Annotated in this window: 17 protein-coding genes, 1 pseudogene and 1 riboswitch; of the genes and pseudogenes, 8 read left to right on the forward strand and 10 right to left on the reverse strand. The window is 69.9% G+C overall.

The features are described from left to right. Window positions 1–12: 12 nt before the first annotated feature. Window positions 13–1,881, forward strand: coding sequence for a cellulase family glycosylhydrolase (locus OG975_RS44250; RefSeq protein WP_406335360.1), 1,869 nt, complete (start codon window positions 13–15; stop codon window positions 1,879–1,881). Here the strand turns inward: OG975_RS44250 and OG975_RS44255 are convergent. Continuing rightward, window positions 1,874–3,124: a YncE family protein gene (locus OG975_RS44255; protein ID WP_406335361.1), complete on the reverse strand. Its 1,251-nt coding sequence runs from the start codon at window positions 3,122–3,124 to the stop codon at window positions 1,874–1,876. The two genes, OG975_RS44250 and OG975_RS44255, sit on opposite strands and share 8 nt — an antisense overlap. 188 nt (window positions 3,125–3,312) lie before the next feature. Here OG975_RS44255 and OG975_RS44260 point away from each other — a divergent pair, with 188 nt between their 5' ends. Next, complete coding sequence (locus OG975_RS44260; RefSeq protein ID WP_327434130.1) at window positions 3,313–3,972, forward strand: TetR/AcrR family transcriptional regulator; 660 nt, start codon at window positions 3,313–3,315, stop codon at window positions 3,970–3,972. Window positions 3,973–4,191: 219 nt separating this feature from the next. Here the strand turns inward: OG975_RS44260 and OG975_RS44265 are convergent, their stop codons facing one another. After that, on the reverse strand, window positions 4,192–5,433 hold the full coding sequence (locus tag OG975_RS44265) for a glycosyltransferase (RefSeq protein WP_406336727.1): 1,242 nt from the start codon (window positions 5,431–5,433) through the stop codon (window positions 4,192–4,194). Window positions 5,434–5,657: 224 nt separating this feature from the next. Between OG975_RS44265 and OG975_RS44270 the strand changes: the two genes are divergently transcribed. Next, on the forward strand, window positions 5,658–6,617 hold the full coding sequence (locus OG975_RS44270; protein WP_406336729.1) for a polyprenyl synthetase family protein: 960 nt from the start codon (window positions 5,658–5,660) through the stop codon (window positions 6,615–6,617). Window positions 6,618–6,698: 81 nt separating this feature from the next. Beyond that, a complete protein-coding gene (locus OG975_RS44275; RefSeq protein ID WP_406335362.1) occupies window positions 6,699–7,478 on the forward strand; it encodes a class I SAM-dependent methyltransferase in 780 nt (259 codons plus the stop codon). Between the two features lie 16 nt (window positions 7,479–7,494). Here OG975_RS44275 and OG975_RS44280 read toward each other — a convergent pair. The 3 genes and pseudogenes from OG975_RS44280 to ctaD form a co-directional block, all read right to left on the reverse strand. Beyond that, window positions 7,495–7,674: pseudogene (locus OG975_RS44280) on the reverse strand (IS1380 family transposase); the annotation flags it as partial. Between the two features lie 111 nt (window positions 7,675–7,785). Next, complete coding sequence (locus tag OG975_RS44285) at window positions 7,786–8,139, reverse strand: hypothetical protein (RefSeq protein WP_406335364.1); 354 nt, start codon at window positions 8,137–8,139, stop codon at window positions 7,786–7,788. Then, window positions 8,136–9,821, reverse strand: a complete 1,686-nt coding sequence (gene ctaD / locus OG975_RS44290; protein WP_406335365.1) for a cytochrome c oxidase subunit I — start codon at window positions 9,819–9,821, stop codon at window positions 8,136–8,138. Before ctaD ends, OG975_RS44285 begins: the two co-directional genes overlap by 4 nt. 105 nt (window positions 9,822–9,926) lie before the next feature. On the opposite strand from ctaD, the gene OG975_RS44295 reads away from it, so the two are divergent. Beyond that, window positions 9,927–10,490, forward strand: coding sequence for an RNA polymerase sigma factor (locus tag OG975_RS44295; protein WP_406335366.1), 564 nt, complete (start codon window positions 9,927–9,929; stop codon window positions 10,488–10,490). Then, complete coding sequence (locus OG975_RS44300) at window positions 10,483–11,457, forward strand: CU044_5270 family protein (RefSeq protein ID WP_406335367.1); 975 nt, start codon at window positions 10,483–10,485, stop codon at window positions 11,455–11,457. The genes OG975_RS44295 and OG975_RS44300 overlap by 8 nt, the downstream gene beginning before the upstream one ends. Window positions 11,458–11,467: 10 nt before the next feature. On the opposite strand, the gene OG975_RS44305 is transcribed toward OG975_RS44300, so the two are convergent. Both OG975_RS44305 and OG975_RS44310 read right to left on the reverse strand, forming a co-directional pair. Then, window positions 11,468–12,316, reverse strand: coding sequence for a bifunctional 5,10-methylenetetrahydrofolate dehydrogenase/5,10-methenyltetrahydrofolate cyclohydrolase (locus OG975_RS44305; RefSeq protein ID WP_406335368.1), 849 nt, complete (start codon window positions 12,314–12,316; stop codon window positions 11,468–11,470). A gap of 21 nt (window positions 12,317–12,337) precedes the next feature. Beyond that, window positions 12,338–12,424, reverse strand: a riboswitch (ZMP/ZTP riboswitch). A 5-nt stretch (window positions 12,425–12,429) separates the two neighbouring features. Beyond that, window positions 12,430–13,299, reverse strand: a complete 870-nt coding sequence (locus OG975_RS44310; RefSeq protein ID WP_406335369.1) for a hypothetical protein — start codon at window positions 13,297–13,299, stop codon at window positions 12,430–12,432. Window positions 13,300–13,357: 58 nt separating this feature from the next. Here OG975_RS44310 and OG975_RS44315 point away from each other — a divergent pair, with 58 nt between their 5' ends. Beyond that, complete coding sequence (locus tag OG975_RS44315; RefSeq protein WP_406335370.1) at window positions 13,358–13,930, forward strand: MarR family winged helix-turn-helix transcriptional regulator; 573 nt, start codon at window positions 13,358–13,360, stop codon at window positions 13,928–13,930. Between the two features lie 24 nt (window positions 13,931–13,954). Here the strand turns inward: OG975_RS44315 and OG975_RS44320 are convergent, their stop codons facing one another. Continuing rightward, window positions 13,955–14,320, reverse strand: coding sequence for a nuclear transport factor 2 family protein (locus OG975_RS44320; protein WP_406335371.1), 366 nt, complete (start codon window positions 14,318–14,320; stop codon window positions 13,955–13,957). A 171-nt stretch (window positions 14,321–14,491) separates the two neighbouring features. Here OG975_RS44320 and OG975_RS44325 point away from each other — a divergent pair, with 171 nt between their 5' ends. Further along, entirely contained in the window at window positions 14,492–14,785 is a 294-nt protein-coding gene (locus OG975_RS44325; protein WP_406335372.1) for a hypothetical protein, read from the forward strand. Between the two features lie 69 nt (window positions 14,786–14,854). On the opposite strand, the gene OG975_RS44330 is transcribed toward OG975_RS44325, so the two are convergent. Continuing rightward, entirely contained in the window at window positions 14,855–16,219 is a 1,365-nt protein-coding gene (locus OG975_RS44330; protein ID WP_406335374.1) for an MFS transporter, read from the reverse strand. A gap of 157 nt (window positions 16,220–16,376) precedes the next feature. Further along, complete coding sequence (locus tag OG975_RS44335) at window positions 16,377–18,131, reverse strand: ABC transporter ATP-binding protein (RefSeq protein ID WP_406335375.1); 1,755 nt, start codon at window positions 18,129–18,131, stop codon at window positions 16,377–16,379. Between the last annotated feature and the right edge of the window lie 50 nt (window positions 18,132–18,181).

Genomic DNA, 18,181 nt, shown 5'->3' on the forward strand with positions numbered 1-18,181 from the left:
CATGTTGTGAACATGTCGAAGTTACGTGCGCGTCTGCTCGGCGTCCTCGTACTCCTCACCGGCTTCCTCACGGCGGCGGGCACGCAGCCCGCCGCCGCGGACGGACTCCCCGACTCCCTCTGGTTCGACGAACCCGCGGCCGCCACCCTCACGGTCGCGAACGGCCACTTCACCGACGGTCTCGGCCGCGAGGTCGTGCTCCGCGGCTACAACGTCTCCGGCGAAACGAAGCTGGAGGAGAACAGCGGACTGCCCTTTGCCTCGGTCGCCGACGCCAAGAAGTCCGCCACCGCGCTACGCGCCCTCGGCGGCGGCAACTCCGTGCGCTTCCTGCTCTCGTGGGCGCACGCCGAACCCGCGCGGGGTCAGGTCGACACCACCTATCTCGCCGCGGCCACCGATCAGATACGCGCCTTCCTCGACGCGGGAATCCGCGTCTACCCCGACTTCCACCAGGACCTCTACTCCCGCTATCTCTTCAACACGGGCAGCTGGTACAGCGGCGACGGCGCCCCCAAGTGGGCCGTGGACGCGGGCAATTACCCCCAGGAATCGTGCGGGATCTGCCTCTTCTGGGGCCAGAACATTACCCAGAACGGGGCCGTGAAACAGGCGTCGTACGACTTCTGGCACAACACGTACACGCTCCAGGACGCCTTCCTCACCACGGCCCAGGCCACCATGGCCTACGTCAGACAGCACCTCACCACCGCCGAATTCGCGGGCGTCGTCGGCTTCGACCCGTTCAACGAGCCGTACGCGGGCACCTACGACTCCGGGCAGACCAGCCGCACCTGGGAGCGAGACGTCCTCTGGCCCTTCTATGTGAAGTTCCGGGCCCGCATGGACGCGGCGGGCTGGCAGGACAAGCCCCTCTTCGCCGAACCGAACCTCTTCTGGAACGCCAACATCGACTCCCAGAAGCAGGAGGGCGGCCTGCTGGACGCGGGAACGCTGGGCCCGCGCTATGTGTTCAACACCCACTTCTACGACCAGAAGGCCATCTCCGGCATCCTCATGTGGGGCAAGGCGGGGGACGGCCAGTACGCCACCGACTTCGGGACGGTACGTGACCGGGCCTCGGCCGCGGGCACGACGGCGATCGTCAGCGAATTCGGCCACCCGCTCAGCGGATCCGTCTCGGACAAGGCCCCGACGGTCGTCAAGGCGATGTACCAGGCCCTCGACTCCCGCCTGCCGGGCTCCACCTGGTGGACGAAACCGGCGTCGTCAGGGCCGGTCCTCTCCGGAACCCAGTGGCAGTGGGACATCTACAACGGCCGCCATCACGAGCTGATGAACAACAACCCCGACAAGGTCCTGACCACCGGCGACGCCTGGAACGACGAGGACCTCTCCGCCGTACGCCTGGACGACTCGGGCACGGCCGTCCTGCGCCAGGACACCCGCCTCCTGGACCGCCTCTACCCCAGCGCCACCGCGGGAACCACGGTCGCCTTCACCTACGAGGACCGCTCCCGGGACGGCTCCACCACCCTGACCTGGAACCCGGTTCCGTCGTCCCTGCCGCATGTCTCCCAGCTCGTGGGCTCCGGCCAGTACGGGCTGCTGCTCTGGCGTTCCAGCGGGAGCACCGTCCCCACGGAACTCCATCTGCCGGCTTCCTTCCCGACCTCGGCCACGACCGTGGTCTCCGACCTGGGCACGTCGTTCGGGCCGCCGTCGTACACGACGACGACCCCGATCGCCGTGGCCCCCGAGCCGGGCGGCACCGGCAGCCGCCGGCTGCTGCTCACCGCACCCGGCTCGGGCACACTGCACTACGCGCTGGTCACGAACGGGGCGACGGCTCCGTCCGCGGACCTGCTGAGCGCGGCCCGGACCGAACTGGCGTCATGGGCCGCGACGGCGGTCAACTAGCCGACGGGCCCGACCAGTTCGCCTCCACATGGCCGAGGCGAACACGCTGGGGGTGGTCGCCGACCGGCACCGACACCGTCTTCTGCCCTGTGGCGAAGTCGATGGCGGTGACCTGGTCGGCGCCGCTCTCGGAGATGACGCAGTCCTTGCCGTCACCGCTGACGGTCGCCCAGTACGGCTTGGAGGCGGTGACGAGCGGGCCCTCCTGGAGGGTCGCCCGGTCGACGACGGTCGCGTAGTCGTCCATCGTTCCCGCGACGCACAGCTTGGTGCCGGCGGGGTTCATCGAAATGCCGTGGTGGCGGGAGTCGTTGACCCAGGTGGTGCGGTCGGTGCTGGTCGCCGGGTTCATCGGCAGCGTCTTGACCCGGGTGATCTTGTCGGAGGCGACGTCGTACTCCAGGAAGCCGTTGAAGAAGGAGACCTGGAAGTAGAGCTTGGACTCGTCGGGGGAGAAGACCGCGGGCCGGACCGCGTCGGAGAAGTCCTTGAGGCCGATCGCGTCCAGCCGCTCACGCATGTCGATGACCTTGACCTGCTTGTACGTGGTGGCGTCGACGACCGTGATGTGCCGGTCGCCCTTCGTCCAGTCCAGCCACGGGTCGTCGAGAGCGGTGTTGACGTCACCGATCGCCATGTTCCAGATGTACTTGCCGTCGTGGGTGAAGATGTTCTCGTGCGGCTTGTCGCCGGTGGCGAAGGAGCCGAGCTGCTTGCCGGTGCTGATGTCCAGGACGTGCACGGTGTTCGCGGTCGACGCCGAGACCGCGACGCGGGTGCCGTCGGGGGAGACGGCCATGTGGTCGGAGCGGTAACCGGACACCGGGAAGCGCCAGTTGATGGCCCCGGTGGCTAGGTTGATCGAGACGACGTCCGCGAAACTCGGACGGGAGACGACCACGGACTTGCCGTCGGGTGTGGAGTACATGTCGTCGACGAACTGGTCGTGGCCTTCGCCGACGCCGTTGCGAATGGCCATGAAGTAGGCCCACTTGATCGGATCGGCGTTGATCGCGGCCATCCGTTCGTCCTTGTCCGGGATGACGTTGATCCGGCCGACCTTCGCGAAGTCGCCGGTGGACTTGATGACGTCCGCGGTGCCCTCCCAGTTGTTGCCCACGAACATCACCTCGCGCAGATCGGTGGCGGAGGCCTGCGCGGTGGCGGCGGTGGCGGTGCCACCGAGGGTGAGGGCGAGGACTGCGGTGAGGGAACAGAGGTGTCTGGGCCTGAGGGCAGACATGGTGGGTCCTTGTCGTCGTGGGGAGTGCGGGTGGCGGGGGCATGACAAGGGAAAATCTGAACACGCCCGCGTTCAGAGTTGACTTACTGGAAAGTAAGGAGGGGACCCACCTCTCCACAAGGGTCCGTACACGACAAAATCGTCGGAGGGTCGAACGGTGGTTCGTCAAAACGGCGAGGGAGGAACGCGTGGCGGGCAGGCTCAAACAGCCGACCGGCCGTTACGGGGGCAGGACCGCCGAGGAGCGGCAGGCCGAGCGGCGCCGACGTTTCCTGGAGGCCGCGCTCCAGCTGTTCGGCGACAGCCCGGGCTTCCGGTCCACGACCGTCGCGGCGCTGAGCGAGGCGGCGGGGCTGTCGACACGGCAGTTCTACGAGGAGTTCCGCACCCTCGAAGACGTCCTGGCCGCTCTGCACCTCCAGGTCAACGACTGGGCCGAGGAGGCCGCGCTGGCGGCGCTCGCCGATGCGGAGGAGTTGCCGCTCGCCGAGCGTGCCACCGCGATCTTCCGCGCCTACGCCGCCAACGTGACGAGTGATCCGCGCCGGATCCGCATCACCTTCGTCGAAATCATCGGCGTGAGCCCCCGGTTGGAGGAACAGCGACTCGCCCGCCGCGCCCGCTGGGTGGACTTCATCTGCGCCGCGGCAGCGGCTGCCGCCGCACGTGGCGAAGCGGCACCGCGCGACTACCGGATCGCCGCGACCGCCTTCATCGGCAGTGTCAACGGGCTTCTGCACGACTGGAGCGCGGGCTGGGTGGACGCGACGCTCGACGAGGCGGTGGAGGAGCTGGTCCGGCAGTTGCTGGGGATTCTGAGACCGGCGGGGTGGGGCGGGGCGGGCTGACATCGCCCCCGCCGCCCCTACCCGTCCCATCCCCAGGGGCTCTGCCCCTTCGACCCCGTTCGGTTGTGTGTCGGCTGCGGGTGGGTGGGGGCTGGTCCAAAGGATTGCGCAGTTCCCCGCGCCCCTAAAAGGGGCGCGGGGAACTGCGCAATCTTTTAGGGGGGTCTGGGGGCGGAGCCCCCAGGGATGGGACGGGTAGGGGCGGCGGGGGCGAAACCGTCACGGCGGTGGACCCGCCAGTCGGCCGAGCGCCGTGGCAACCGGCCCCACCCCGTCCTCCGCACGAATCCGCCCCGCCAAATCCTCGGCACGCCGCCGATACGACGGTTCCCCCGTCGCCCGCACGAGCGCCGACGCCAGCCGCGCCGCCCGGAGCCCCCGCAGCGGTACCACCCCCGGAGACACCCCGAGGGAGACCAGGCGGTTGGCCCAGAACCCCTCGTCGAACTGGATCGGCACGGGCACGGCCGGGACCCCGGCACGCAGCCCGGCCGCCGTCGTGCCGGCCCCCGCGTGATGGACCACCGCGGCCATCCGGGGAAAGAGCACGGAGTGCGGCACCTCCCCGACGGTGAACATGTCGTCACCGCTGGCGCGCAGCTCGCCCCACCCCCGCTGGATCACCCCGCGCAGCCCGGCCGCCCGCAGGCCGCGTACGACCTCGTTGCTCAGCCGCTCGGGATCGGGCACGGTGGCGCTGCCCAGGCCCACGAAGACCGGAGGAGGACCGGCGTCCAGGAAGTCCCGCAGTGGGGAGGGCAGCTGGGCGTGCTCGGCGTCGTACGGCCACCAGTATCCGGTCACGTCGAGCCCGGGACGCCAGTCGCGGGGCCGCCGCACCACCAGGGGACTGAAACCGTGGTGCACGGGCCAGCCCTGCCGCTCGCGGGCGCGTCGCGTGTCGCCGGGGCCGATACGCGGCAGACCGAGCCGGGCCCGCAGCGTGCGCACGGTGCCGGCGAACACTCGCTCGACGGCCATGTTCACGCCGTACCCGGCCGCCCGGTTCACGGCGGGCCCCCAGGAGCGGACCCCGGTCACCGGAGGTGCGAACTCCCTTGTGGGGGCCAGTGGTTGGAGGTAGACACCCATGCTGGGCAGCGACAGCCCTTCGGCGACGGCGTGCCCGAGCGGCCCCAGGGAACTCGACAACAGGAGTACGTCACTAGTCTGGGCGGCCTCGATCAGGTCGTCGGTCATCTGCCCGACGAGCGCACGCGCCGTCTCGACGACGCGGATGAGTTTCCCGGCGCCGGTGGTGCTGCGGTGCAGCCCCTGTCCCCGCGCGGACTCCAGCTCCGCCCGGGGATCCACGGGCAGCGCGTGAAACCCCACGCCCGAACCGGCCACCAGCGGCTCGAAGCACCCATGTGTCACCAGGGTGACCTGGTGCCCGGCACGCACCAGGCCATGCCCGAGTCCGGTGTACGGCGCCACATCGCCCCGCGATCCCGCGGTCATGATCGCTACTCGCACGATGGTCAGTATGGCGGGGTTCACCGCCGGTGGCCCGCGGCCCGCGCGGTTTGTTTCTGTGCCCTCGGCATCTACGGTCCCGCTGCCGCTGAACCGGCTCCGGGAAAGGAACCGGCCACGGCCGAAAGCCGCTCTGGCTCCTGTCCATCCGGAATGATCGAATCGGTGCTCGATCGATCTCGACGGCGGGGTGGGGCTACGTGAAGGCGATGACGTACGTGGATCTGCATCGCCGGATGTCCGCGGACATCGAGGCGGAGACGGAATCCGCTCTCGACCGACTCGGTCCGTCGGCGACATCGCTCCGGGCGGCGGTCGCCTCACTGCTGGAGCATCGCACGTTCAAGTACCCCCTGTCGGTGCTCCCGATGATCGTCCACGCCGTCGAGACCGGCGCGCCCGAACCGGCTGTTCCCCTGGCTGTCGTCCATGAACTGTGGTGGACCTCCGCGTGCTACCTCGACGACCTGGCCGACGGGCAGGGCGCGTTCGTCGCCGGTGACCTCAGCGAGAGTGAGGCGCAGCTCGCGGCGGTCATCAGCGGAACCCCGCTCCCGCTTCTCGTCGTTCAGTCGCAGCGGATTCCCGAGGCGGTGCGCGGCGCTCTGTCCGCCGAGATCGTGACGTGCTGGATCGTGGCGACCGAAGGGCAGCTGAGTGACCTTCGCGGAGACGCGGGCGCCGCCACGCGCGAGTCGGTGGTCACGGCGTACAGAGGGAAATCCGGCGCACCCTTCAGCATGGTCACGGCGATGGCCGCCGAACTGGCGGGTGTGGAGAAGGGGAGAGTGGAGCTCTGGCGCGAGTTTGGCAATGTCTTCGGCATTCTGTGGCAGATATTCAACGACCAGGAAGACATCCTGTCCGGCCGCAACGAAGACCTCCTGAACGGCACCGTCACGTATTTGCTCGCGTGCGCCCTTGAGGAGGCGGCCCCCGAGTCCACGGAGCGTGTCCTGGGGCTGCAAGCCGCCGCGCGGAATTCCGCGCGATCCCGAGCGGAACTCACCGACGTCCTTCTCGCGCCCGCCGTTCTTGGCCGGTACGAGAAGGACATCGACGAGTTCCGCGCCGAAGCTCACCGCATCCTGGACGAACTGGGCGGCGACGAAGCCTATGTGCCTGTGCTGCGGCACCTCGTGGACCAGTCCGCCCGCATGCTCCTTTAGCCTCGTAGCGCTGTCGGGTGGCCGTCGCCGAGGTGGGGAGACGGGGTAGCCGACCGCCGGCACCACCGATAGCGTCACCGCATGGACCAGGATGAACGGCTGCTTCACGCCTCGTCGTTCGGCGCGGCGGCGGTCGCCTACGCCGAGCACCGTCCGGACTACGCTCAGACCGCGGTGCGCTGGGTGCTTGAGCCCGCGCCGGGCCCGCGGGTGCTCGACCTCGGCGCCGGAACCGGCAAGCTGACCGCCACGCTGGTCGCGCTGGGCGCCGAAGTCATCGCGGTCGAGCCCGACCCGGAGATGCTGATCGAGCTGCGCCGCTCGCTGCCGGCTGTCCGCGCCCTGCCGGGCAGCGCCGAGGCGATACCGCTGCCGGACGCGTCCGTCGATGCCGTGCTGGCCGGCAACGCCATGCACTGGTTCGACATGGCCGTCGCGGGACCCGAGATCGCCAGGGTCCTCGCACCCGGCGGCATCCTGGCCGGCCTGTGGAACGTCATGGACGACCAGGTCGACTGGGTTGCCGGGCTCGCGCGGGTCAGCGGGAGCGCGGCCATCGGCCCGCGTGACACGCCCACCAGCTGGCGTACGGAGACGGCCGACATGCACGTTCCCAAGACTGGCGTGGCGGCCCGGTTCGGCTCGCCGGAACAGGCCGAGTTCCCGCACGGGCAGCGCCGCACCGCCGACTCTCTCGTCGCGACCATCGCGACGCGCGCGGGGGTTCTGGTCATGCCGCAACAGGAACAAGAGGCCACGCTGGGGCGGATCCGCGCCTTCCTCGCGAGTAGACCGGAGACCGCCCGCGGCGAGTTCACTCTCCCGATGCTGACCAGCGTGCTGCGCGTCCGGCGGCTGTGAGGCATCACATCGACACCCGAGCCTGACGCACGGCCGCGAGCGCGCGGAGACCTGCCGCGGCGCGCATGTCGACGAGGCGGGAGACGGCCGGGTCGGAAGCGACCGGCCCGAACATGCCGTCGGCCCGCAGTGTCGCCATGTACGCCGGGCAGTCCCCGCCCAGAGCAACCGCGAGCGCGAGGTCGAGCAGGTTTTTGTCGGCAGGAACCGATTCGCCTGCTCACTTGAGAAGTGCCTTCGGCCGGTGCGGGAACGAGGGCCTTGGCAATTCTCATCCTCGCTGGTCAGAGGCACTTCACGGGAGCGGCTAGCCGTTGGGCACGGACATCATCACGGCAGCCGCGAGCGCGAGGGCCGTTCCGAGGAGAAGCCCCGCACAGAGCCGTCGTCGCAGAGAGCGGTATCGCTCCTCGCACTCGGCCCGCAAATCCCTGCCGCGTTGCGCGGTGCGCTCCCAGGAACGCCGGGTGAGCGCCAGGTAGTTCTCCTGATAGCGCGCCTCCACCTCCTCCCGCTGGGTGTCCGTCAGCCAGGCCAGCGCACGCGTGAAACGGACGGCTTCGGCGCGCCCCTCGGCGCGGGTGGCCTCGATGAGGAGGTGGCCTTCGAGCTCGCTGATCAGGGCACGCGCCTGCAGAGGGCGGTTGTCCATGGCGGTCATCGGAGTTCCTTCGCTGGCGTCTCCCCCTGCATGCCCGCCGTGGCGATGTCGGGATGGTGCAGGTCGAAGGCCGGGGATTCACTGCGAATCCGCGGCAGGGTGAGGAAGTTGTGCCGCGGCGGCGGGCACGACGTGGCCCATTCCAGTGAGCGGCCGTAGCCCCACGGGTCGTCGACCTCGATTTTCTCGCCGTACTTGGCGGTCTTCCAGATGTTGTAGAGGAACGGCAGGAAGGAAAGGCCGAGCACGAAGGAGGAAATCGTCGACACCATGTTGAGGGTCGTGAGGCCTTCCACGGCCAGATAGTCGGGAATCCGGCGCTGCATCCCGTTGGCACCCAGCCAGTGCTGAACAAGGAATGTGCCGTGGAAGCCGGTGAACAGCGTCCAGAACGTGATCTTGCCGAGGCGTTCGTCGAGCATCTTGCCGGTGAACTTCGGCCACCAGAAGTGGAATCCGGAGAACATTGCGAAGACGACCGTACCGAAGATCACGTAGTGGAAGTGCGCCACCACGAAGTAAGAGTCCGATACGGGGAAGTCCATCGGTGGCGAGGCGAGCATCACGCCGGTCAGACCGCCGAAGACGAATGTGACCAGGAATCCGACGGCCCACAGCATCGGGGTCTCGAAGGACAGGGACCCCTGCCACATCGTGCCGATCCAGTTGAAGAACTTCACCCCCGTCGGGACGGCGATCAGGAACGTCATGAAGGAGAAGAACGGGAGCAGGACACCGCCCGTGACGTACATGTGGTGCGCCCATACGGTCACGGACAGACCCGCGATCGCGATCGTCGCGCCGATCAGTCCCATGTAGCCGAACATCGGTTTGCGCGAGAAGACCGGAATGACCTCACTGATGATGCCGAAGAACGGCAACGCGATGATGTACACCTCCGGATGGCCGAAGAACCAGAAGAGGTGCTGCCACAGCAATGCGCCACCGTTGGACGCGTCGAAGATGTGGGCGCCGAACTTGCGGTCCGCCTCCAGGGCGAAGAGCGCGGCCGCGAGGACCGGGAAGGCCAGCAGGACCAGTACACCGGTCAGCAGCACGTTCCACACGAAGATCGGCATACGGAACATCGTCATGCCGGGGGCGCGCATACAGATGATGGTGGTGATGAAGTTGACCGAGCCGAGGATCGTGCCGAAGCCCGAGAAAGCCAGACCCATGATCCACATATCGCCGCCGACGCCCGGTGAATGCACGGCGTCCGACAGCGGCGCGTACGCGAACCAGCCGAAATCCGCGGCCCCCTGCGGGGTCAGGAACCCGCCGACGGCAATCAACGAGCCGAACAGGTAGAGCCAGTAGGCCAACATGTTCAGCCGGGGGAACGCCACATCGGGCGCACCGATCTGCAACGGCATGATCCAGTTCGCGAAACCGGCGAAAAGAGGGGTGGCGAACATCAGCAGCATCACGGTGCCGTGCATCGTGAACGCCTGATTGAACTGCTCGTTCGACATGATCTGCAGACCGGGGCGGGCGAGTTCGGCGCGCATCAGCAGCGCCATCACCCCCGCGATGCAGAAGAACCCGAACGCCGTGACCAGATACAGCGTGCCGATCGTCTTGTGGTCGGTGGTGGTCAGCCACTTCACCGCGGCGAGTCCAGGACGCCGCGCACGCACGGGAACAGGTGCGGGCAGCGTCGTAACAGTGTTGCTCTCCATGCCCCGCCTGTGTCCGGCGCCGGCCCCACCGTCACACTGGAGCGAAGCGACGAGCGTCACATCGGAGGGTGTGACGATCACGGACCTGCCGGACACCTACGGATCATGAGCAACGACGAGACCTTCGCCGCTGCCTATCGCGAGCACTACTGGGCGGTCAGCCGCTACGTTGCGCGGCGACTGGACGGCCACAGCAGTGATGTCGAGGAGGTGGTGGCGGAGGTCTTCACCGTCGCCTGGCGGCGCCGGTCCGATCTCCCGCCGTCCCCCCTGCCCTGGCTGTACGGGGTGGCCCGCCACTGTCTGTCCAATGCCGTACGCGGCTACGGGCGCCGTCGCAGGCTCGTCGACCGGCTCGGCAACGACGAGAGCGTGCACGGCACACAGGTGGTGGAAGGCCCCGACACCGAGTCGCCGGGCGACTGGGTGCACGAGGCCCTCGCCCGGCTCTCCCCCGCCGACCAGGAAGTACTGCGCCTGACGGCCTGGGAGGAGCTCGCCGTCGACGAGGTCGCCGTCGCCCTCGGCTGCGGCAGCCGCGCCGCGGCGATGCGGCTGCACCGCGCCCGCCGCCGCCTCAGAGCCGAGATCGACCGCATGGAGACGACCGTGGCCGCCGGCACCGTAGCGCCCCGCCGCGACACCCCGAAGGAGCACGGCCATGGCTGACGAACTCGAACTGCTGCGCCGCGCCAACCCGGTGCCGTCCGGCGACCCCCGCTTCCACGACCGCCCGCTGGACCAGCACGCGGAGCGCCGCCTCAACCAGCTGCTGCACAGCGAGAGCCCCCGACGGCTGCGCCGCTGGACCTGGAGCATCGGGACCGTGGCGGCGGCCGGCGTGGCCGCCCTCACCCTCATGGTGTCGGGAACGACCACCACCCCCGCCGTGGCCGCCCCGCGCCCGCTGGTCGTCGAGGCCGGCTCCACCCCCGTACCCCTGGACCGGCTCGCCGACCGCGCGGCGGCATCCGACAGCGCGCTCAGACTGCGCCAGGGGACCCACTTCCAGGCCTGGAGCCTGAGCATGACCTCAGGTCCCCAGGCCCGGCCGCCGGTCACCCTTCCCGAGGAACGCGTCGTGCGCTGGAAGGCGGACGGAAGTCACACGGAACTCGTCGTCGCGACCGATCCGCGCCACCCGGGCAGGCCGGTCATCACTGGCGCCGACCCTGTCCCGCGCACTGTCGAGGACGGCCATGTCCTCAGCAGGCAGACGTACCCGCCGAGTTGGAGCGACGCCCCGCCCCAGGCACGGCCGCCGCACGACGCCGAGCGGCTGCGCGCCTACCTCGAAGAGATCGACACCACCGGGGAGATGGACACCCCCCAACTCCTCGACGCCGTAGCCGAGTTGCTGGACCACTGGACGCTCGGCAGCCGTGAGAACGCCGCACTCGCGCGGATCCTCGCCGACGCGAAGGGGCTGCGCCCGGCCGGAGCGGTCACCGACCGGCTGGGCCGCCCCGGGCAGGCGTACGTGTACGACGACACAGCCCACTCCAGCCACCGGATGCTGATCCTGGACCCGGCGACCGGTGCCGTCCTCGGCCTGGAGGACACCGTCACCAAGGCCGATCCCGAGTTGGGCCTCAAGGCGGGGGACGTGATGTCGTACAAGGCGTGGATGCGCTGAGCCGCGACGGTCAGACGCCTGCCTGGCGTTCGGCTCCGGTCACGGTCTGCTCCAGCAGGACCGCGATCGTCATCGGGCCGACGCCACCCGGCACGGGCGTGATCAGCCCGGCCCGGGTGACGGCGGTGTCGAAGTCGACGTCGCCGACGTTCCCCTCGTTGTAGCCCGCGTCGATCACGACGGCTCCCGGCTTGATGTCCTCCCCGCGGATCAGCCGGGGCCGTCCCACGGCGGCCACCACGATGTCCGCCTCGCGCACCACCGACGACAGATCCGCCGTACGCGAGTGGCAGTACGTCACCGTCGCGTCGCGCCCGAGCAGCAGCATGCCGACCGGCTTGCCGAGGATGGCGCTGCGGCCCACGACGACGGCCCGCTTGCCGGCCGGGTCGACGTCGTACTCGTCGAGGAGCCGCATGATGCCGCCGGGCGTGCAGGACACGAAGCCGGGCAGGCCGAAGCTCATCGCGGAGTACGAGCTCAGCGTCACGCCGTCGACGTCCTTCTCCGGCGCGATGGCCTCGAACGCCGCACGTTCGTCGATGTGCGGCCCGACGGGGTGCTGGAGCAGGATGCCGTGCACGGTCGGATCGGTCGACAGCGCGGTGAGCGTGTCGACCAGCTCGGCCGTCGTGGTGCCGGCGGGCAGTGCGACGTGCCGCGACTCGATACCGGCCTTGCGGCAGCGGTTCTGCTTCATCCGGACGTACGTCACCGAGGCGGGATCCTCGCCGACCAGTACCGTCGCCAGACAGGGCGCCATGCCCGTACGGTCCTTGAGGCCGGCCGCGCGCTTGGCGGTCTCCTCGACGATGCGGCGCGCGAGACCGGCGCCGTCCATGAGCTGGGCCTGGGACATGGGCTCTCCTGAGCGTTGCTGACACATCGCCCAGGCGCGCGGCAAAGACCCGTTCGTCAGGCCGCTCCCCGGTGGTACTCCACCTCAGCGCCAGTCACGGCCCGCCGGTCAGCCTAGCTCGTAGGACGATCGGCCTGGACGGCGGGCGGTGCCGTCGGGTCTTCTCCCGCCAGGAAAGCGTTGGCCTGCGCCTCGGTGCTCACGGCTCCGATGGCTCCCGCCCAGCGAGCGATCTCCCGGGCCAGCGCGGCGGCTCCGGCCTCGTCGCCGGTGTCGCGGGCGAGGACCGCCAGGAGCATCTGCATCGAGAGGGTGCCGGGGACGGTTCCGGCCCGGGCGCCGAGCGTGGTCGCCCGGTTCCAGCGTTCCAGCGCCCGTGCGTGGTCGCCGTGGTCGTGGTCGTGATCGCCGAGGTGGCGCAGTGCCTCGCGGGACAGCAGGTCGTCCCCCGACTCGCCCGCGCGCAGGGCGGCCTCGTAGTGGACGGGCGCGCCGGCCCGCTCGGCGAACAGATTGTCCGCGATCAGGCCCAGATACATCTCGGCCCAGCCGCGGCGCACCGCGTCCGGGGCCTGGTCGCGCAGGATCCCGGCGAGGTGCCGCAGAGCGGCGAGGGCCTCCGGGTCCTTGCCGTCGGGTCCGGCGCGGAACGCGCCGTCGACACGCACCAGAGCGAGGTAGTCGTGGCGCAGCCACAGGAAGTCCAGGTCCCAACGGCCGTCCAGGCGTGCTTCCTCGAAGGCCTTCTCCGCGGCGCCGAGCCGAGTCCGCGCCAGGCCGGTTCCACCGAACCAGTCGCTCTCCAGCGCGACTTCGGCGGCGGCCACGGCCAGTCGGGCGCGCGCCTGCGGATCGGTCACATCGGTGGCGTCCAGCAGGTTCGTCGCGCGTTCCCAGCGACCGCTGATCCTCAACTCACGTACAGCGGCCAGGAGTTCGTCCAGCGATACGAGCGTACGAATCGTGCTTGCGGTGTTCGTCATGGCGAGGAAAGTAGTAATTCGAAAAACTATCCACAAGAAAACTATTTGGGGGGCCCGCATGACAGAACCGTCCGACGCGGCGACCGCGGACTCGGTCGACCGGCACGTCGCGCTCTGGTCGAAGGAGCTCGACTGGATGGACCCGGTCAAGGAGGCGATCATCGCCCGGCTCGCCATCCTGGCCCGGCACGCGGCGCAGGCCCGCCGGGACACCCTGGACTCGGACGGCCTCCAGCACTGGCAGTTCAAGGTGCTGCTGATGCTGCGCCGGCTCGGCCCGCCCTACGAGGCGAGCCCGTCACAGCTCGCCGACATGCTCGGGCTGACCCGGGGCGCCCTGTCGGCGCGGCTCGCACCGCTGGAGGACGCGGGCCTGCTCACCCGCACGCATGAGAGGAGCGACCGTCGCCGCGTACGGGTACGGCTCACCGACGCCGGATTCGACGCGTTTGAGCAGCACGTGGTGTCGGAGGACAAGGGTGAGAACGCGCTGCTCGCAGTATTGAGCCCAGCAGAGAAGCGGACGCTCGCAGACCTGCTGCGGAAACTGGTCCTGTCAGCCGAGTCCGGTGCGTACGCGACCGGCCCATCGCCGTGCTCGCCGAAAAGGTCCAGGTCAGACGGGATCTGATCTGGACCCTCGGCCAGATCCTTCCTACTCGTCCCATGCCTGCACAAGCGTCTGCTCGACGATCTTGCCTTCGCGCAGCGACATCATCGAGCTGGCGAGTACCCGCACGCCGTCCGGGTACTCGCAGGACTCGGTGTAGGCGACGTGGTCGTCCTGGATGACGCACTGTTCCAGCTTGTGCTTCATGTCGCGGCTGTAGACGTCGTTGAGCATGTCGGCGATCTCGCTGCGACCGTGTTTGACCATCGGGTGGCTGGGCTGGGTGTTGCGGTCGATGACACGTAGTTCCGCGTCGTCCGCGTAGAGCGACAGCAGAGCTGTCGCACTCTGTCCTTCTATGCCCCGGCGGAGCGCTTCGGTGTCGAAGGTGGGGAATGCCGCAGTGCCCATAGTGACCTCCTTGGAAGGCCGCGGCCCAGCGAGGAGTGGACCGCGAAGGGCCTCTCCTTCGAGGCTCCTCCGCTGTGGGGCGGTCGGCAAGCGCAACGGCCCGATGCGCCTGAGGGGTGAGGGACGGGGGAGGGCCGTGTCCGCCGGGGGCCCGGGGCCGTTGCTCAAAGCATGACCTCAACACGACGTATGGTCGCCGCCGTTGGTCTCGCCATCGGTGTCACGGGCCTTGCCGCGCCGATGGCGAGCGCGGCGGGCTCCGAGGCCCAGAACGCGGGGAAGCTCAACCCGATCGCCGAGCTCGACTCGCTGGCGATGAGTGACATTCCCGCGGAACACCAGGCCGATGTCCCGCTGCCCTCCCGCCAGCTCCGCGGACTCAGCCGGCTGAGCGACCTGAACCAGCTGCACCAGGTGACCGACCTGGCCGCGCCCGTCACCGGGCTTCTTCCCGGGCTCGAGTAGCGCGGCAGCACGCGGGCGGCAGGGCGAGCCCCGGCAGAACGATCACGTTCTGCCGGGGCTCGCCGTCGCTCACGCGTCGGCCGTGACGACGGCGCCGGCGGAGGCCCGCTCGCGCCGGCTCGTGCGCCGGGCCAGCGGGACGAGCGAGATCGCCGCGGCGCCGAGCAGCCCGGCCAGGGCGAACGTGGTGAAGCCCCAGCTCTGGTTGCCGTTCGCGGCGAGCGAGCCGATCAGCCAGGGCCCGACGACGGCGCCGGTGCGGCCGACCCCGGTGACCAGGCCGAGCCCGGCCGCGCGCTCACTCTCGCGGTAGACGGTGTTGGCGGTGGCGTAGACCATGACCTGCGCGCTGAAGAGCCAGACTCCCGTGATCGCTACCACGGCGTATGTCACGCCCAGCGGGAGATGTGCCTTGAGCAGCAGCGCGCCCGCCGCGGTGAGCACGAACCAGACCGCCGAGACACGGACGGCGCCGAAGCGGTCGGCGGTACGGCCCGCGATCAGCAGGCCCACGATGCCGCCGGCGTTGATCACGAGCAGGAAGCTCACGGAGGAGCTCAGGCCGTAGCCGGAGGCGCGCATCATCTGCGGCAGCCAGGTGCTGACGCCGTACACGAGCAGCAGACCCGAGAAGGAGGCCAGCCAGAGCAGGGGAGTGGCCCAGCGGGACTCGGGACGGAAGAGCGCCCGTACGGCGGCGAGACGGCCCGCGGCGCCAGCGGCCGGAGCGGCGACCTGGGTGGGGCGGACCAGGCCGTAGCGGTCGGCGACGGCGTCGGCCTTCGCGCGCTCACCGCGGGCGAGCAGCACGCCGGGCGACTCGGGCAGCAGCTTCAGCAGCAGCGGTACGGCGATCACGGCGGGCAGCACGCCCGCCCAGAAGACCCAGCGCCAGCCCGCCGCGGGCGCCAGCGTCAGCCCGAGCGTCGTCGCGAACATTCCGCCCGCGTGGTACGAGGTCATCAGCAGGCCGGTGGTGAGCGCCGCGCGGCGCGGCGGGGCGAATTCCATGACCATGGCCAGGCACAGCGGCATCAGACCGCCGAGCCCGAGACCGGCGACGAACCGGCCCGTCCCGAACAGGGTGGGGTCCCCGGCCGAGGCGCAGATCGCGGATCCGACGGAGAACAGCGTCACGCTGGCGACCAGCATCGGGCGGCGGCCCAGCCAGTCGGTGATGTTCCCGGTGGTCAGGGCGCCGATGAGCATGCCGAACGTGGTCCAGCTGCCGATCGTGCCCGCGCTCGCCGGCGTCAGCCCGAGCCCGGAGTCGTCGAGCATGTGCGGCATCACCGCGCCGTAGATGTTGACATCCATGCCGTCGAAGAAGACGGCCATCCAGCACAGCGCCAGAACGGGGAAGACGCTGCGGAAGGTGTGCGACGGGCGGTCGGGAGACAGGTGCTGCACACCGGACATAAGGGGAGAAGTCATATTCAAGTCCCTGGAAAAGCGAGCGGCTCGTTCGCTGAGTGAAGTTGTATTCACCCTGTGAGTGGCTTGAGTGTCCGGGTGGGTAGCGCGGGTGTCAATGGTCCGGGCCTGGAATCCGTGTCCGTCCCCGGCCCGGCGGCGTACGTTCTGCGGGCGGCTACCCGGCGGTAGCCAGGAACTGCGTGGCCGCCAGTTCGGCGTAGAGCGGATCAGCGGCGACGAGCTCGCGGTGGGTGCCCACGGCGCGGACACGGCCCGCGTCCATGACGACGATGCGGTCGGCCATGGTGACGGTGGACAGCCGGTGTGCGACCACGAGGACCGTGGTCGTACGGGCGACATCGGCGACCGTGTCGCGCAGCGCGGCCTCGTTGACGGCGTCGAGCTGCGAGGTGGCCTCGTCGAGGAGCAGCAGCCGGGGGCGGCGCAGCAGGGCGCGGGCGATGGCGACGCGCTGGCGTTCGCCGCCGGACAGCTTGGTGCCGCGGTGGCCGACCAGTGTGTCCAGGCCGCGCGGCAGCCGGGCGATCAGGCCGTCGAGACGGGTCGTCTTCAGGACGCGCGTGAGGTCGGCCTCGTCGGCCTCCGGATTCCCGAGCAGCAGATTGTCACGCAGGGAGCCCGAAACGACGGGGGCGTCCTGCTCCACATAGCCGATGGCGGAACGGAGTTGGGGAAGATCCCACTGCGCCAGATCGCGGCCGTCGACCGTGACGACGCCCGCCTCCGGGTCGTAGAACCGCTCGATGAGCGAGAAGACGGTGGTCTTGCCCGCGCCGGAAGGGCCGACGAACGCGGTCATGCCGCGGGCCGGCACGGCGAAGGTCACACCGTGGTGGACGTACGGCAGATCGTCGGCGTACCGGAAGCGGACGTCGTCGAAGGCGAGCGCCGCGGGTTCCGCGCCCGGAGTGGGCAACGGCGCGGGCCGGGCGGCCGGTTCGGCGGGCAGCCGCAGCGCCTCCTGGATCCGGGCCAGCGCGGCGGCACCGGTCTGGTACTGCGTGATCGCGCCGACCACCTGCTGGATCGGCGACATCAGATAGAACACGTAGAGGAGGAAGGCGACCAGCGTGCCCACGTCGATGGAGCCGGTCGCGACCCGGGCGCCACCCACCGCCAGCACCGTGATGAAGGCGATCTGCATCGCCAGACCGGCCGTGTTGCCCGCGGCCGCCGACCACTTGGCGGCCCGCACGCTCTGCCGCCACGACTCCTCGGCCGCCGCGTGGATGGCCGCCTCCTCGCGGTGCTCGGCACCGGACGCCTTGACCGTGCGCAGCGCGCCCAGGATCCGCTCCAGCGAGGCGCCCATCACACCGACCGCGTCCTGGGCCTGCTTGCTCGCCCGGTTGATGCGCGGCACGATCACCCCGAGCACCGTCCCCGCACACAGGATCACGCCCAGGGTGACGCCGAGCAGCACCACGTCGACCAGGCCCATCATCACCACCGTCGCCACGAGTGTGAGACCGCCCGTCCCGAGGCCCACCAGGGAATCGGTGGTGACCTCGCGCAGCAGCGTCGTGTCGGAGGTGATCCGGGCCATCAGGTCGCCCGGCTCGCTGCGGTCCACGGCCGGTATCCGCAGCCGCAGCAGATACGACGACAGGGCGCGCCGCGCGCCGAGCACCACCGACTCGGCGGTGCGCCGCAGCACATACGAACCCAGCGCCCCCACCGCCGCGTTGGTGACCACCAGCGCCGCCATGCCGAGCAGCGCCCGCCCGATGGGCCGGTCGTGCGACAGATCGTCGATGAGCCCCCGCGCCACCAGCGGCAGCACCAGACCGGTCGCCCCGGTCGCGAGCGCCAGCAACGCGCCCGCGAGCAGCGCCCATCGATGCGGTCGAACGTACTCGAGCAGCAGGCGCCACGCGGGCACCTCGGGCTCGGCGGCGGTGATGCTCACGGTGCTCCTTGCGGGAGTCGGTGCGGAGCATTCAGGCTACGTCGGCGCGG

Source organism: Streptomyces sp. NBC_00203 (assembly GCF_045206325.1).
GTDB classification, from domain to species: Bacteria; Actinomycetota; Actinomycetes; order Streptomycetales; family Streptomycetaceae; genus Streptomyces; species Streptomyces lutosisoli.